The 15,389-nt window shown below is 35.7% G+C and carries 18 protein-coding genes; 17 read left to right on the top strand and 1 reads right to left on the bottom strand.

Features of this window, described 5'->3' with window-relative positions:
* Window positions 1–19 precede the first annotated feature (19 nt).
* The 13 genes from AC1RPN_RS05805 to AC1RPN_RS05745 all read left to right on the top strand — a co-directional run bounded on the left by AC1RPN_RS05805 (window position 20) and on the right by AC1RPN_RS05745 (window position 10,783).
* Window positions 20–967 (top strand): F0F1 ATP synthase subunit gamma, encoded by a 948-nt coding sequence (locus AC1RPN_RS05805; protein WP_481761639.1) that lies wholly within the window; start codon window positions 20–22, stop codon window positions 965–967.
* A gap of 23 nt (window positions 968–990) precedes the next feature.
* The gene (gene atpD / locus AC1RPN_RS05800) at window positions 991–2,391 is read left to right on the top strand and encodes a F0F1 ATP synthase subunit beta (protein ID WP_409022308.1); all 1,401 of its coding nucleotides are present in this window, start codon (window positions 991–993) and stop codon (window positions 2,389–2,391) included.
* A 13-nt stretch (window positions 2,392–2,404) separates the two neighbouring features.
* A complete protein-coding gene (locus tag AC1RPN_RS05795; RefSeq protein ID WP_481761640.1) occupies window positions 2,405–2,824 on the top strand; it encodes a F0F1 ATP synthase subunit epsilon in 420 nt (139 codons plus the stop codon).
* 138 nt (window positions 2,825–2,962) lie between these two features.
* Window positions 2,963–3,196 (top strand): DUF1146 family protein, encoded by a 234-nt coding sequence (locus AC1RPN_RS05790; protein WP_409022310.1) that lies wholly within the window; start codon window positions 2,963–2,965, stop codon window positions 3,194–3,196.
* Window positions 3,197–3,213: 17 nt separating this feature from the next.
* Entirely contained in the window at window positions 3,214–4,518 is a 1,305-nt protein-coding gene (gene murA, locus AC1RPN_RS05785; RefSeq protein ID WP_481761641.1) for a UDP-N-acetylglucosamine 1-carboxyvinyltransferase, read from the top strand.
* 94 nt (window positions 4,519–4,612) lie between these two features.
* The gene (gene mreB / locus AC1RPN_RS05780; RefSeq protein WP_409022312.1) at window positions 4,613–5,599 is read left to right on the top strand and encodes a rod shape-determining protein; all 987 of its coding nucleotides are present in this window, start codon (window positions 4,613–4,615) and stop codon (window positions 5,597–5,599) included.
* An 85-nt stretch (window positions 5,600–5,684) separates the two neighbouring features.
* On the top strand, window positions 5,685–5,945 hold the full coding sequence (gene yidD / locus AC1RPN_RS05775; protein WP_409022313.1) for a membrane protein insertion efficiency factor YidD: 261 nt from the start codon (window positions 5,685–5,687) through the stop codon (window positions 5,943–5,945).
* Window positions 5,938–6,159 carry a DUF2969 domain-containing protein gene (locus tag AC1RPN_RS05770; protein ID WP_409022314.1) on the top strand — a complete coding sequence of 74 codons (222 nt, stop codon included), beginning with the start codon at window positions 5,938–5,940 and terminating at the stop codon, window positions 6,157–6,159. The genes yidD and AC1RPN_RS05770 overlap by 8 nt, the downstream gene beginning before the upstream one ends.
* A gap of 72 nt (window positions 6,160–6,231) precedes the next feature.
* On the top strand, window positions 6,232–7,452 hold the full coding sequence (locus AC1RPN_RS05765) for an FtsW/RodA/SpoVE family cell cycle protein (protein ID WP_481761642.1): 1,221 nt from the start codon (window positions 6,232–6,234) through the stop codon (window positions 7,450–7,452).
* Between the two features lie 45 nt (window positions 7,453–7,497).
* Window positions 7,498–7,857, top strand: coding sequence for an arsenate reductase family protein (locus AC1RPN_RS05760; protein WP_481761721.1), 360 nt, complete (start codon window positions 7,498–7,500; stop codon window positions 7,855–7,857).
* 370 nt (window positions 7,858–8,227) lie between these two features.
* Complete coding sequence (locus tag AC1RPN_RS05755) at window positions 8,228–9,265, top strand: methionine ABC transporter ATP-binding protein (protein WP_481761643.1); 1,038 nt, start codon at window positions 8,228–8,230, stop codon at window positions 9,263–9,265.
* Window positions 9,255–9,959: a methionine ABC transporter permease gene (locus AC1RPN_RS05750; protein WP_409022317.1), complete on the top strand. Its 705-nt coding sequence runs from the start codon at window positions 9,255–9,257 to the stop codon at window positions 9,957–9,959. The genes AC1RPN_RS05755 and AC1RPN_RS05750 overlap by 11 nt, the downstream gene beginning before the upstream one ends.
* 17 nt (window positions 9,960–9,976) lie before the next feature.
* Entirely contained in the window at window positions 9,977–10,783 is an 807-nt protein-coding gene (locus AC1RPN_RS05745; RefSeq protein ID WP_481761722.1) for a MetQ/NlpA family ABC transporter substrate-binding protein, read from the top strand.
* Between the two features lie 39 nt (window positions 10,784–10,822).
* Here the strand turns inward: AC1RPN_RS05745 and AC1RPN_RS05740 are convergent, their stop codons facing one another.
* Window positions 10,823–11,539: a gamma-glutamyl-gamma-aminobutyrate hydrolase family protein gene (locus AC1RPN_RS05740; protein ID WP_481761644.1), complete on the bottom strand. Its 717-nt coding sequence runs from the start codon at window positions 11,537–11,539 to the stop codon at window positions 10,823–10,825.
* 135 nt (window positions 11,540–11,674) lie between these two features.
* Between AC1RPN_RS05740 and sufC the strand changes: the two genes are divergently transcribed.
* From sufC to sufU, 4 genes are read left to right on the top strand one after another with little or no spacing between them, the layout of a single operon-like run.
* Entirely contained in the window at window positions 11,675–12,457 is a 783-nt protein-coding gene (sufC, locus tag AC1RPN_RS05735; protein WP_481761645.1) for a Fe-S cluster assembly ATPase SufC, read from the top strand.
* Window positions 12,458–12,471: 14 nt separating this feature from the next.
* The gene (gene sufD / locus AC1RPN_RS05730) at window positions 12,472–13,758 is read left to right on the top strand and encodes a Fe-S cluster assembly protein SufD (RefSeq protein WP_481761646.1); all 1,287 of its coding nucleotides are present in this window, start codon (window positions 12,472–12,474) and stop codon (window positions 13,756–13,758) included.
* Window positions 13,727–14,965: an aminotransferase class V-fold PLP-dependent enzyme gene (locus AC1RPN_RS05725; protein WP_481761647.1), complete on the top strand. Its 1,239-nt coding sequence runs from the start codon at window positions 13,727–13,729 to the stop codon at window positions 14,963–14,965. Before sufD ends, AC1RPN_RS05725 begins: the two co-directional genes overlap by 32 nt.
* Window positions 14,952–15,383: a Fe-S cluster assembly sulfur transfer protein SufU gene (gene sufU / locus AC1RPN_RS05720; RefSeq protein ID WP_481761648.1), complete on the top strand. Its 432-nt coding sequence runs from the start codon at window positions 14,952–14,954 to the stop codon at window positions 15,381–15,383. The genes AC1RPN_RS05725 and sufU overlap by 14 nt, the downstream gene beginning before the upstream one ends.
* The last annotated feature ends 6 nt before the right edge of the window (window positions 15,384–15,389 follow it).

The raw sequence follows: 15,389 nt of genomic DNA, 5'->3' as shown, positions 1-15,389 counted from the left end.
TGAAAGATGGTGAGAATTAATGGGTGCTTCATTAATGGAAGTAAAGCGTCGAATCGTTTCAACTAAGAAAACGGGACAAATAACTGGCGCAATGCAAGTTGTTTCGACTGCTAAGTTAAGCCAAATTCAGCGTCATACTCAAAGTTATCAGATATATGCTTCTAAAATTAGAAGTGTCATTACCCATCTTGCCCAATCTCACCTTTTAGATGCTAAAGCTGGAAAATCAAAGCAATCATCTGAGAATGATAGTTCAAAATTTTCAGGTTTTGATATGTTACAAAAGAGACCTGTTAAAAAAAGTGGTTATTTAATTATTACTTCTGATCGTGGTTTAGTTGGTAGTTACAATAGTAACGTAATTAAACAAACATTAGATTTGATGAAGCAAAATGGCCATACTGTAGATAATGCTGTTATTATTGCTGTTGGTGGTACTGGTGCTGACTTCTTTAAAAATAGAGGATATGAGGTTGCCTACGAATACCGTGGTGTAAGTGATATTCCAACGTTTATTGAGGTTCGTGAAATCGTTAAATCAGTAGTAACAATGTATAACAGTGAAGTTTATGATGAATTATTTGTTTGTTATAATCATTTCGTTAATAGTTTACAATCGGACTTTCATTCTGAACAAATGCTTCCTATTTCAGAAGTGAATATGGATACAGATGCAGAAGGTATTGAAACGTCTAATGTGATGGGGAATGAAGATTATGATATGGAACCTTCAGGAGACGCAATTCTTGAAGTTGTTCTACCTCAGTTTGCTGAAAGCTTAGTATATGGTGCGATTTTAGATGCTAAAACAGCTGAACATGCTTCAAGTTCTACAGCAATGAAATCTGCGACAGATAATGCTAAAGATATTATTGCATCATTAGAATTAAAGTATAATCGTGCACGTCAAAGTGCTATTACAACAGAAATTACAGAAATTACTGGTGCAACAGCTGCTTTAGAGTAAAATGACAGGAGGAAATACAGAAGATGAGTCTCGGTAAAGTTGTTCAAGTTATCGGGCCCGTCGTCGATGTACAATTCTCTTTAAACGAAACCTTACCAGATATCAATAATGCGTTAAAAGTTACACGTGAAGATGGAACTGCTCTAATTATCGAAGTTACGCTTGAATTAGGTGACGGAGTTATGAGAACAATCGCCATGGATTCTACGGATGGCTTGCAACGTGGAACAGTTGTTGAAGACACAGGTGCTTCAATTTCTGTCCCTGTTGGTGAAGATACTCTTGGTCGAGTGTTTAACGTTTTAGGAGATACCATTGATGGTGGTCCTGAATTTAATAAAGATGCAGAGCGCAGTAGCATCCATAAAGATGCTCCTAAATATGATGAATTAAGTGCAAGTACTGAGGTTCTTGAAACAGGAATTAAAGTTATTGACTTGTTAGCCCCTTATATTAAAGGTGGTAAAATTGGATTATTCGGTGGTGCCGGTGTTGGTAAAACTGTTTTAATTCAAGAATTAATTCATAATATTGCTCAAGAACATAATGGTATTTCAGTGTTTACCGGTGTTGGTGAACGTACTCGTGAAGGTAATGACCTTTACTTTGAAATGAAAGAATCCGGCGTGTTAGAGAAGACAGCCATGGTGTTTGGTCAGATGAACGAGCCGCCTGGTGCCCGTATGCGTGTTGCATTGACTGGTCTTACAATTGCGGAATATTTCCGTGATGAAAAAGGACAAGATGTGCTATTGTTTATTGATAATATTTTCCGCTTTACACAAGCTGGTTCTGAAGTTTCAGCCTTATTAGGCCGTATTCCTTCAGCCGTAGGTTATCAACCAACATTAGCTACTGAAATGGGTCAATTGCAAGAACGTATCACGTCAACTAAAAAAGGTTCAGTTACATCAATTCAAGCAGTTTATGTTCCAGCTGATGATTATACTGATCCTGCTCCTGCAACGACGTTCGCCCATTTGGATGCAACAACTAACTTGGAACGTAGCTTAACGCAACAAGGTATTTACCCAGCTGTTGATCCTTTGGCTTCAACTTCAAGTGCTTTGACACCTGAAATTGTTGGAGAAGAACATTATCGTGTTGCTACGGAAGTTCAACATACGTTACAACGTTATCGTGAATTACAAGATATTATTTCTATTTTAGGTATGGATGAATTATCTGATGATGAAAAAGTAATTGTAGCACGTGCGCGTCGCATCCAATTCTTCCTTTCACAAAACTTTAATGTTGCCGAACAATTCACAGGAAAACCTGGATCATATGTACCAATTGCTGAAACAGTTCAAGGATTTAAAGATATTCTTGATGGTAAATATGATTCACTTCCTGAAGATGCTTTCAATGGTGTCGGCCCAATCGAAGATGTTATTGAAGCAGCAAATAAAATGGCAAAATAGGGGGTAATAACAGATGGCTGAAGATTCAGTTTTGACCGTTAGTATCGTCACTCCTGATGGTAGTGTTTATGACAATAATGCTAAAATGATTATTGTTAAAACACCCAGCGGGGAAATGGGTATTTTACCCAATCATATTCCAGTTATTGCTTCTCTTGATATTGATGCTGTCAGGGTTAAGGTAAATGATAATGAAGAAGATGAAATTGCCGTAAGTGGTGGATTCATTGAATTTTCAAAAAATGTCGCAACGGTTGTTGCAAATGCAGCAGAATGCCAAGAAGATATTGATGAAAATCGTGCACAGGCTGCTAAAAAAAGAGCTGAGCAGATGATTTCTACTGCAAAACAAACACATAATGTTGATGAACTTAAAAGATCTGAAATTGCACTTAGACGTGCAATCAATCGAATTAATATCTCTAAACATTAATACAAAAGTGGGTGCTGGATTTATTCAGTACCTTTTTTTGTATATACATATTAAATATTTCATTTTTGTTACAAATATTAGCGACAAGTGGTACAAAATATGCTATGCTTATGACGAATAAATTTTAGGAGTGTTTTGATGAATACTGTGGGAATCCAATCGCTAGTTACTTTAATGAGTCATCTAATGTTTATTGGAATTGCTTTTTGGGCAATTCAAGGGTTACGAATAGACAGGTTTTTCCCACAAAGTAGCCAACAAAGAATCAAAGTTTTAATTGTCTTATTGGCTATTTTATTAGGATATACAAGCAGTGCCTTTTTCTTAAATTTTATTGATAATGTTCGTAATTTAGTTTTTTTAGTTAAATAATAACGGGGGAATAACTTGTGGAAAAAATAATCGTCAAGGGTGGAAACTCACTCAATGGAACAGTGCATATAGAAGGCGCAAAGAATGCAGTATTGCCAATTCTAGCAGCCGGAATTTTAGCAAGTAGTGGTGAAAATACACTGTCAAATGTACCAGTTTTGTCAGATGTCTTTACAATGAATAACGTACTACGTTTTTTAAATTTAGACGTTGACTTTAATGAAGAAACTAATGAAGTTAAAATGAGTGCGACTAAAGAATTATCACCAGAAGCACCATTTGAATATGTTTCAAAAATGCGTGCTTCTATTGTTGTAATGGGACCACTTTTGGCACGACTTAAACATGCGAAGATTGCAATGCCTGGTGGGTGTGCAATAGGTTCTCGCCCAATTGATTTGCATTTAAAAGGTTTTGAAGCAATGGGTGCGCATATTGAACAATTCGATGGTTATATAGAAGCAACTGTAGATGAATTAAAGGGTGCCAACATTTATCTTGATTTTCCAAGTGTAGGTGCAACTCAGAATATTATGATGGCTGCAACATTAGCTACTGGTACAACTGTGATTGAAAATGTTGCAAGAGAACCAGAAATTGTTGATTTAGCTAATATTTTAAATAAAATGGGTGCTAAAGTACAAGGTGCTGGTACCGAAACAATTCGCATTCATGGTGTTAAGGCATTACATGGCGCTGATCATGCAGTTGTCCAAGATCGGATTGAAGCAGGGACATTCATGGTTGCTGCAGCAATGACTCAAGGTAATGTTTTAATCGAAGAGGCTATTGCGGAACACAATAAACCATTAATTTCTAAATTAGAAGAAATGGGCATTGACGTTATCCAAGAAGACAATGGTATCCGAGTAATTGGAACAGAAAAAATTAAACCAACTACAGTTAAAACATTGCCTCATCCAGGGTACCCAACTGATATGCAGCCTCAAATGACTGTCCTTCAATTAATGGCAGATGGTACAAGTATTTTAACAGAGACGGTATTCGAAAATCGTTTTATGCATCTTGAAGAATTACGACGTATGAATGCAAAATTTAAGATTGAAGGCAACTCAGTTGTCATGTATGGTCCAACTGACTTCAATGGTGCAGAAGTTGCTGCTACAGACTTAAGAGCTGCTGCAGCACTTGTGCTAGCAGGATTAGTAGCTCGTGGTTATACACAAGTTACACATCTTGAATATCTTGATCGAGGCTACTATCATTTCCATCAAAAGTTAGAAGCTTTGGGTGCTGAAATTAAACGTATCAATGATGATACACAAGATATAATTATTAAGACAGAAAATGAAGTAAAATAGAAGAAATGTCCATTTTGGACATTTTTTTATTGTATAGGTATATGGTATAATGCTTACATTAGTGTAAGTTTTAAGTGCCGAGAGGAGAAGCATAATGGCTAAAGATATTGGTATTGATTTAGGAACCGCAAATGTATTAATTAACGTACAAAATAAAGGAATCGTCTTAAATGAACCATCTGTTGTTGCAATTGACACAAAATCAGGTCGTGTATTAGCAGTTGGATCAGAAGCATATAAAATGGTTGGTAGAACACCTGGTAGTATTAGAGCTATCAGACCTATGAAAAATGGTGTCATTGCTGATTTTGATATTACAGAACAAATGTTAACTTACTTTATTAAAAAATTAAATGTGAGCGGCTTTTTATCAAAACCAAGTATTTTGATTTGTTGCCCAACAAATATCACATCAATTGAACAAAAAGCAATTATTCAAGCTGCTGAAAAAGCTGGTGGTGGCAAGGTTTATCTTGCTGAAGAACCTAAAGTTGCAGCTATTGGTGCTGGGTTGGATATTTATCAACCCCGTGGTAGTTTAGTGATTGATATTGGTGGTGGTACAAGTGATGTTGCCGTTATTTCATTAGGCGATATTGTAGCAAGCCGTTCATTACGTGTTGCTGGTGATCAATTGAATAGTGATGTTATCAATTTTGTTAAGCAAAAACATAACCTTCAAATCGGTGAACGTACAGCTGAAAAAGCTAAAATTGAAATTGGGACAGTTTACCCAGACAATCGTGCATTAGAAATGGAAATTCGTGGACGAGATGTTGTTACTGGTTTACCAAAGACAGTTGTGCTTAGCTCTGCTGAGATTGAAGAAGCAACTCATGATACAATGCAAGCAATCGTTGCAGCAACTAAAGAAGTTCTTGAACAAACACCACCAGAATTAGCATCAGATATTATTGATACTGGGATTATTTTAACAGGTGGCGGTGCATTATTAGATGGTGTTGATTTATTAATGTCATCGAACTTAGATATTCCTGTTATGGTGTCAGAAACACCATTGGATGATGTCGCAAAAGGAACTGGATTCTTGTTAGATCATATTGAAAAACAAGGTAGATAACAACTGTGATACTGGTTATTAAGGGAGGTCTATTAACGGGGCAATCTGTTGATGGACCTTTTCATATAGGAGGTGTCATTTATTTATGCAAAACTTAATGCTTGCACCAATCAAGTTTTATCAAAAATTTATTTCACCGATGTTTCCACCTAGTTGCCGGTACTATCCAACATGTTCAAACTATATGATTAAGGCAATTCAAAAACACGGTGCAAAAGGTATTATTATGGGTATCGGTAGGATTTTACGATGCCATCCTTTTGTCAGAGGCGGATACGATCCCGTACCTGATTACTTTACCGTACGAAGAAATAAGAACCCTAAAGGAGAAGAAAAGCATGTCTAAAAAAGAAAAAGAGATTGAAGTAGCAGAAAATGATATTAAAATTAATGGTGAGGATGCAGTTTCATTAACCGTTGGCGGTATTGAAATTGGTACAGTCATTCAACAAGATACAAAATTTGTTGCAACATTAAGTAACGGTGAGATATTCAAAGCTAAAACTCGTGATGAAGGTATTGATACTTTATTGCGCGATTTTCACTTACATCGCGGTTAATTAGTCAATTATTAAATTTTAGCCTATTCAAAAATTTAACGAAATAAGTGACATAGTGTGGAGGGGAATTCTATGAGTAGTAGAAAAGATGAGGTCGATAGTGAGTCAAGAATTGATTATGGTATTATTTTTGCCGTTTTAGTCTTGGCAATTATTGGGCTTGCCTCAATTTACGTATCAGCATCCCATGATACTAGTGCGACCTCAATTGTTAGCCAAATGGTTTCACAGTTAATGTGGTACGCTATTGGTGTCATTGCAATTGTCGTTATTATGCAATTTGACTCAGAACAATTATGGCGAGTCGCACCGATAGGGTATTTTATTGGCCTGTTTTTATTGATGATTGTTTTAGTCGTATATAGTCGACCTTTATATATAAACACAGGTGCTAAAAGTTGGATACCATTAGTTGGTTCGTTAACGTTCCAACCATCAGAAGTTATGAAGCCAGCATTTATATTAATGTTGGCGCGTGTGGTTACGATACATAACAATGATTATCCAACTCATAAAATTGGGACAGATATTATTTTATTAGCCAAAATGATAGCATGGACGTTACCAGTAGTTATTTTATTAAAACTGCAAAATGATTTTGGAACAATGCTCGTTTTCTTTGCTATTTTAGGTGGTGTCATTTTAGTTTCAGGTATCACTTGGAAGATTATTGGACCGGCATTTGGAACGGTGGCTGTTGTAGGTGGAACGGCATTATATATGGTTATTTCAACAACTGGTCGATCAATTCTAGAAAAAGTTGGCTTTTCTGCCTACCAATTTGACCGAATTGATAACTGGTTAGATCCATCAAAAGATACATCCGGAACAGGATATCAATTATGGCAAAGTATGAAAGCCATTGGATCAGGACAAATGACTGGTAAGGGATTTAACGTGTCAAATGTTTATGTTCCCGTCCGTGAATCTGATATGATTTTTTCTGTTATCGGCGAAAACTTTGGGTTTATTGGTGGTTGTATTTTAATCTTTATTTATTTCTTACTCATTTATCGAATGGTTCGTGCAACCTTTGATACGAAGAATGAATTTTATGCTTACTTATCTACTGGGGTCATTATGATGATTTTATTCCATGTTTTTGAAAACATTGGGATGAGTATTGGGTTACTACCTTTAACAGGTATTCCATTACCATTTGTCAGTCAAGGTGGGTCTGCTTTAGTAGGAAATATGATTGGAATTGGCTTAATTATGTCAATGCGATACCATCATAAGAGTTACATGTTCAGTAGCGAAGACGAAGATTTTGATAAAAAGATAAGGCAGTGATTCTATTATGGAATCACTGTTTTTTAAAACTAGGAGGTTTTGATGATGATTGATTTTTATTGGTATCCTAAATGTTCAACTTGTAGAAAAGCAAAACAATGGTTAGACGAAAATGAGGTTGAATACCATATAATAGATCTTATCCAAGAAACACCAAAGGCGAGTCTAATCGAAAAATGGTTGAATGAGTCTGGTCTTCCAGCAATATCTTTTTTTAATACACAAGGAAATAAGTATCGTGAATTAAATCTAAAAGATAAACGACCAACGATGACAATTCAGCAATCAAGTCAAATTTTAGCATCAGATGGGATGTTAATGAAACGTCCGGTATTAACTGATGGAACAAAATTAACGACCGGATTCAGTGAAGATGTTTTTACAGAGACATGGTTAAATAAATAAAACTGTTGACATTAAATTTTAATCTAGCTATAATCAACTACAATAAGAAATACAGATAAGACGTTTTGAAAAGATGAGTAAATTTTAGTAATTAGTTAAGAGAATCCTGGTAGCTGAAAAGGGATCAAAATTACGGAATTGAATATGGTCTTGGAACGTTTGGTAGATGAGCAATGTTAATCTACCTTGGGTACGCCCAATACAGCGGAAAGGTATCGGTTATATTAAAACCCGTACCTGATGAGATTGTTATCGTGAGGTAACAATAAAACAAGGTGGTAACACGTGAAGTTTATAACTTCTCGTCCTTCCGTTTATTAAACGGGGGATGGGAGGTTATTTTTTTGCAGAAAAATTAGGAGGTATTAACATGATTGAGTTTAAAAATGTATCAAAAGAGTTTATCACGAAAAGTGGTAAGGTTAGCGCTGTTTCTGATGTGAATCTTTCGGTGGAAGATGGTAGCATCTTAGGTATTGTAGGATATTCAGGTGCTGGTAAAAGTACATTAATTAGAATGCTGAATGGATTAGAGACACCAACTTCGGGTGAAGTTGACGTTAATGGCGCTAAAATCGCATCTTTATCGGGTAGAACATTGAGAAAGCAACGTCAAAAAATTGGCATGATTTTTCAACATTTTAATTTACTCTGGTCACGAACGGTTGTGGAAAACATCATGTTTCCACTTGAACTTGCTGGAATAAGTAAAACTGAGCGGTTGTCCAAAGCTGAAGAATTAACAACATTAGTTGGGTTAAAAGGTAAAGAAAATGCATATCCTTCTGAGTTATCTGGTGGACAAAAGCAACGAGTTGGGATTGCTAGGGCTTTAGCGAATGATCCTGAAATTTTGATTTGTGATGAAGCAACAAGTGCGCTAGATCCACAAACAACAGATGAAATATTAGATTTATTACTTCAAATTAATCATAAATTGAAATTAACAATTGTATTAATCACTCATGAAATGCATGTGGTTCGTAAGATATGTGATCACGTTGCTGTAATGGAATCTGGAAAATTAGTGGAGAGTGGACTTGTCTTAGACGTCTTTAAGCGTCCGAAACAAGACGTCACAAAACGATTCGTTAATCAGGAGGTCACACCAGCTCTACATGATACTGAACTTGCTGTAAATGAATTAATTGAAGCTTATCCACAAGGGTTGATTGTTCAATTAACCTTTCACAGTACGCAGACGCAAATGCCAATTATCTCTGAAATGTTAAGACAAATTCCAGAAGTTGATTTTAATATCGTTGAGGGTTCCATTCATCAAACTCAAGGTGGCCCAATTGGAACATTATATATTCAATTAACTGGTCCAAAAATAAGTTTAGATCAAACCGTTCCATTCTTGCAAAAAATGAAAGTAGAAACGGAGGTATTGCATTATGGGGACTAATACTTGGGCGTCATATTTTAACTTTAATGCTGTTAACTGGGATGAATTCTGGTCAAATACTTGGGAAACAATCAGTATGACATTAATATCTACAATAGCCGTTACAATTTTGGGTATTATCTTAGGTCTTATTTTATTTGAAACAAAACAAAAAACGACCGGTAAAATAAGTATCTGGGTAAAAATAATTAATTGGATTGTTTCAGCCATGGTTAACATTTTTCGTTCAATTCCGTTTATTATTTTAATTGTCTTATTATTGCCTTTTACTAAGGCTTTAGTTGGTTCTATTATTGGACCGATTGCAGCATTGCCAGCTCTAATCCTCTCGGCGGCTCCATTTTATGCACGAATGGTGGAACTTGCTTTTCGTGAGATTGATTATGGTGTGATTGAAGCAGCTGAAGCAATGGGTGCTAACAAGGCACAAATCATTTGGAAAGTACTATTACGAGAAAGTTTACCAGCTCTTATTTCAGGGGCGACAGTTACTGGAATTACAATTATTGGGTACACGGCAATGGCTGGTACGATTGGTGCCGGTGGGCTAGGAAATTGGGCTTTCATTGAAGGTTATGGTGCTAATAATAATACTGTTACACTAGTTGCAACGGTCACAATCATCATTATTGTTGCCATTTTTCAACTTATTGGTGATCATTCAGCTAAATTAATCGATAAACGAAATAATTAAGGGGTAACCTCATGAGAATAAACAAAAAGTTCATTTTTTCATTTCTATTTTTGACTCTTTTATTAGCTGGATGCGGGAAACAATCAAATGGAATGACTACTTTGACAATTGGTGCTAGTAATATGCCCCATGCAGAAATTCTAGATCATGTAAAACCAATGTTGGCAAAAGAAGGTATCGATTTAAAAGTTAAAGTTTTTCAGGATTATGTGATGCCTAATAAAGCGACTGAATCTGGTGATTTAGATGCTAATTATTTTCAACATAAACCATTTTTAGATAATTGGGACAAACAGAATAATGGTGATTTAATAAGTGTTGGAAATGTTCATCTTGAACCAATCGGTGTCTATTCTAAACAAGTTAAAAAGTTAACTGATTTGAAGAAAGGAAGTACGGTTTTAGTATCTAACAGTATTTCAGATTATGGTCGTGTTTTAACTATTTTTAAAGATGCTGGATTAATAACCCTGAAAAAAGGGACAGACGTGGCAACTGCAAATTTTGCTGATATCAAAACAAATAAATTAAATTTAGTTTTTAAGCATACGTATGAGCCAAAATTGATGTCTGATTTATATGAAAATAATGAAGGCTCAGCCATCATTATTAATGCAAATTATGCGGTTGAAGCTGGATTAAATCCAACGAAACAAGCTATTGCATTAGAACGTAGTACATCATCATATGCGAATTTAGTTGCTGTCGCACCAAAAAATAAAGATAATCCTGCGATTAAAAAGTTAGTTAAAGCACTACAATCTAAAAAGACACGCGAATGGATTTTGAATAAGTATAAAGGTGCCGTTATTCCTGCAAAATAAAGAGAATTGAATTAGTCGACATGACTAATTCAATTCTCTTTATTTTGCAATTTTATTAATTAGCCATTTGAAAATAGCTAAATCTGATGGTTCTCTTATATAAGACATTTCGGGATGCCATTGAACACCTAAAATGAGACCGTCATTACTACTGATACCTTCAATTAGGCCATCTGAACTTGTCGCAATGGCCGTTAATGAATCACCTAAACGGTTAATGGCTTGGTGATGGTACGTATTGACACGAAGCGTTGAACCATAAGTATCTGATAAATAATTATTTGCTTTAATCGATACAGAATGTGTGGCGTATTCTGGTAATGTTGGATCTTGTAAATGCTTAACTTGCCAATTTGAATAGTCACTTAAATCTTGATAGAGTGTTCCACCAAAAAAGACGTTAAGTATTTGTAGTCCACGGCAAATACCAAGTATTGGTATTTTTCGAGAAATAGCTTCCTTGATTAAAGCGAGCTCCATTTCGTCACGTGGGGGATTTAATTCTTCTAATTTTGGATGAGGTTCTTGGCCGTATAAGATTGGTGAAACATCTTGACCACCTGCTAATAGTAAACCATCTACCAAATCAAGATAACTAGATGCGTTTGCTAAATCAGTAGGAATGATTAGTGGTAAACCGCCAACTTCAATAATGGCATCAATATAGCCTTGAGGTGTATAAGTAATTTCGTTAATGTGCATGCCTGTAATTGGATTTCGATTAGGATTTCCAACAATACCGATAATAGGTTTCATAAATGAACCTCCTCAAAATTTACTTTTTATTAGTTTAACTTAATTAAATAAAGATTGCGAGTCTCGAGGCTCCATTGAAATGGATAATTTATTAAGATAGAATGGAATATATTAATGAATCGGAGGAATGCTAAAATGTCGACACTTGAGGTTAAAAATTTACATGTAGAAATTGAAGATAAAGAAATTTTAAAAGGTGTTAATTTAAAAATGTCGACTGGAGAAGTACACGCAATCATGGGTCCAAATGGAACAGGTAAATCAACTTTATCTGAGGCCATTATGGGGAATCCTGCGTATAAAGTGACAGAAGGCGAAGTATTGCTGAATGGTGTAAACATTTTAGAACTACCTGTTGATGAGCGAGCTCGAGCAGGATTATTTTTAGCAATGCAATATCCTTCAGAAATTCCTGGTGTAACAAATGCTGAATTTATGCGTGCAGCAATCAACGCACGTCGACCGGAAGATAAACAAATCCCAATTCGAGAATATTTAAAGAAATTAGATAAAACGATGACAACTTTAGATATGACTGAGGAAATGGCTGATCGTTATTTAAATGAAGGTTTTTCAGGTGGCGAAAAGAAACGTAATGAAATTTTACAACTGATGATGATTGAACCAAAATTTGCTATTTTAGATGAAATTGATTCAGGTCTAGACATTGATGCATTGAAAGTTGTTTCGAGAGGCGTAAATGAAATGTTGAAAAATGCGGAATTTGGAACACTTATGATTACGCATTACCAACGTTTGCTGAACTATATTGTGCCTGATGTGGTGCACGTTATGATGGATGGACGGGTTGTTAAAACGGGTGGCGCCGAACTTGCAGAAAAACTGGAAGAAGAAGGCTATGCTGGTTTGCGTGATGAATTAGGGCTAGACATTACTTTAACAGACGAGAACCTTTAGTGGAGGGCCGGAAAATGATTGATTTGAAGCTCTTAGAACAAAGTATAATTGATTTTTCAAATTTAAAACAAGAACCTGAGTGGTTTCAACAATTAAGAAGAGATGCCTTTGTAAAAAAAACATTACTAGCGCTTCCTTCATTTGAAAAAATTAGATACCAAAAATGGCCCATTATACCTGAAACACTGGTTAAAGAATCAGGGGAATTTGTTTCAAAAAAATCGGATGAAAATACGTTTATTCAAGTTGGATCTCGAACGATTAGTTTAAATATATCTGAGGAATTAAAAGAAAATCATGTTATTATTTGCGACTGGTCAACCGCGTTAGTGGAACATGCAGATTTAATTAAGAAATATTTTATGACTAAGGCAGTTAAATGGGATAGTGATTTGTTGACCGCAACGCATTTAGCACAATTAACCGGTGGTTTGTTTATTTATGTACCTAAAAATGTTGTATTAGACAACCCAATTACAACTTATTTAACGCAGGATGCACGGGACAATCAGGACTATGTACAGCATGTTTTAATTGTCGCAGCAGAAAATAGTCAGTTTTCATATCTAGAAAATCGTTCAACAGTCGGTGATCAGATCACAACCGCAAATATTATTGTGGAAGTGATTGCTAAAGCTAACAGTCATGTTAAATTTGCTGGAGTTGATCAATTAGGGGAACATACAACAGCATATATTAACCGTCGGGGTTATTTATTAGGCAATGCAAAAATAGATTGGTCAATTGGATTACTTAATAATGGCAATATAATTGGCGATTTCGATTCTGATTTAATTGGTGCAGGTTCTCACGCAGATGTTAAAGTTGTTGCGATTTCAACAGGAAATCAGATTCAAGGGATTGATACACGGGTGACGAATTATGGTAAACATTCAATTGGTCAAATTCTGCAACACGGTGTAATTTTATCGCGTTCTACATTAATATTTAATGGAATTGGCCATATTATTAAAGGTGCAAAGGGTGCGAATGCTCAACAAGAAAGCCGTGTGCTAATGTTATCCACAAAAGCACGTGGAGACGCTAATCCTATTTTATTAATTGATGAAAATGATGTTCAAGCTGGACATGCAGCTAGTGTTGGACGCGTGAATCAGGAACAATTGTACTATCTGATGAGTCGTGGATTACACAAAGAAGAAGCAGAAAGACTTGTTATTCGTGGATTCTTAGGACCTGTTTTAACGGCAATTCCGGCAGTTGATGTTCGTGAACGATTAATCGAAACAATAGAGGGGAAACTCATTAATGGTCAAAAATTTGAAAAAGTATCGCAATGATTTTCCTATTTTAAAGCAAATTGTGAATGATGAACCGTTAATTTATTTTGACAATGCTGCAACTGTTCAGAAACCACAAGCAGTTATTAATGCCATTTCACATTATTATGAAAATGATAATGCCAATGTACATCGTGGTGTGCATACTTTAGCCGAGCGTACAACACAGCAATTTGAAGATGTACGACAAGCTGTTGCTGATTTTATTCATGCAAAATATTCAGCTGAAATCTTATTTACAAAAGGGACAACCGAAAGTTTAAACTGGGTTGCTCAGGGTTTTGCACAGAATCGATTGAAACCAGGGGATGAGATTTTAATATCTATTATGGAACACCATAGTAACCTTGTTCCTTGGCAACAAGTCGCACAAGCAACTGGTGCTAAATTAGTTTACATCGACATAACAGATGATGGACAATTAGACATTAATGATGCGAAATTAAAAATGACAGCTAAAACTAAAATTGTATCGCTAACTCAAATTTCAAATGTTTTGGGGAGTATAAACCCCATCAAAGAATTAACGGACATGGCACATACAGTCGGTGCGGTTGTTATTTGTGATGGGGCGCAATCAATACCTTATATGCCGATTAATGTTCAGGAGTTAGATGTTGATTTTTTTGCTTTTTCAGGTCATAAAATGGGGGCTGCAACTGGTATTGGCGTTTTATATGGAAAAAGTAATTATTTGAACGAGATGCAGCCACTAGAATTTGGTGGTGAGATGATTGATTTTGTTGAAGAGCAACAATCAACCTTTAAAGATATTCCTTGGAAATTTGAAGCGGGGACACCTAATATTGAAGGGGTCATTTCATTAGGTGCTACTATTCACTATTTAAATGAAGTTGGAATGGTTAATATACAAGCACATGAACAGATGCTCATCACTGATTTATTACCTAAATTAAAAGCCATTTCTGGCATTACTGTCTATGGGCCAACTGAAAGTAAAAAACGATCAGGCGTTATTTCATTTAATTTGGAGGGACTACATCCGCATGACGTTGCGACAGCTCTTGATATGCAAGGAATTGCGGTTCGCGCGGGTCATCATTGTGCACAGCCATTAATGAAGTGCATGGGTGTATCGTCAACTGTTCGTATTAGTTTATATTTTTACAATACTTTAGAAGAAAATCAAAAATTTATTGACGCGTTAATCGCTACAAAGGAGTTCTTTAAAAATGGGACTATCTAAATTAGATAATTTATATCGCCAAGTTATTTTGGAACATGCCACACATCCGCATCATCATGGCTCACTAGTAAAGGGTCAGAAATCAATTGAACTCAGAAATCCAACCTGTGGGGATGTTTTAAAAGTTGAACTTATCATGAGTGACAACAAGGTTCAAGATGTTGCCTTTTCTGGGACGGGTTGTACGATTAGCCAGGCATCTGCAAGTATGATGACTGATGAAATTATTGGTAAAGCAAAAAATGAAATAGAAGAAATGGTGACAACATTTTCAAGAATGGTAACAGGTGAAACGATTGATGAAAATCTTTTAGGTGATGCTGCTATTTTAGAAGGTGTCGCTCAGTTTCCAGCTCGGATTAAGTGTGCCACATTAGCTTGGAAGGCAGTTTATCAAGCTATTAATTTAGAAAATTAGAGAGGA

The organism is Dellaglioa sp. CoH-57-MRSF-20, assembly GCF_056781955.1.
The sequence above is the reverse complement of the archived record's forward strand: the minus strand, read 5'-3'. Positions and strand labels throughout refer to the sequence as shown.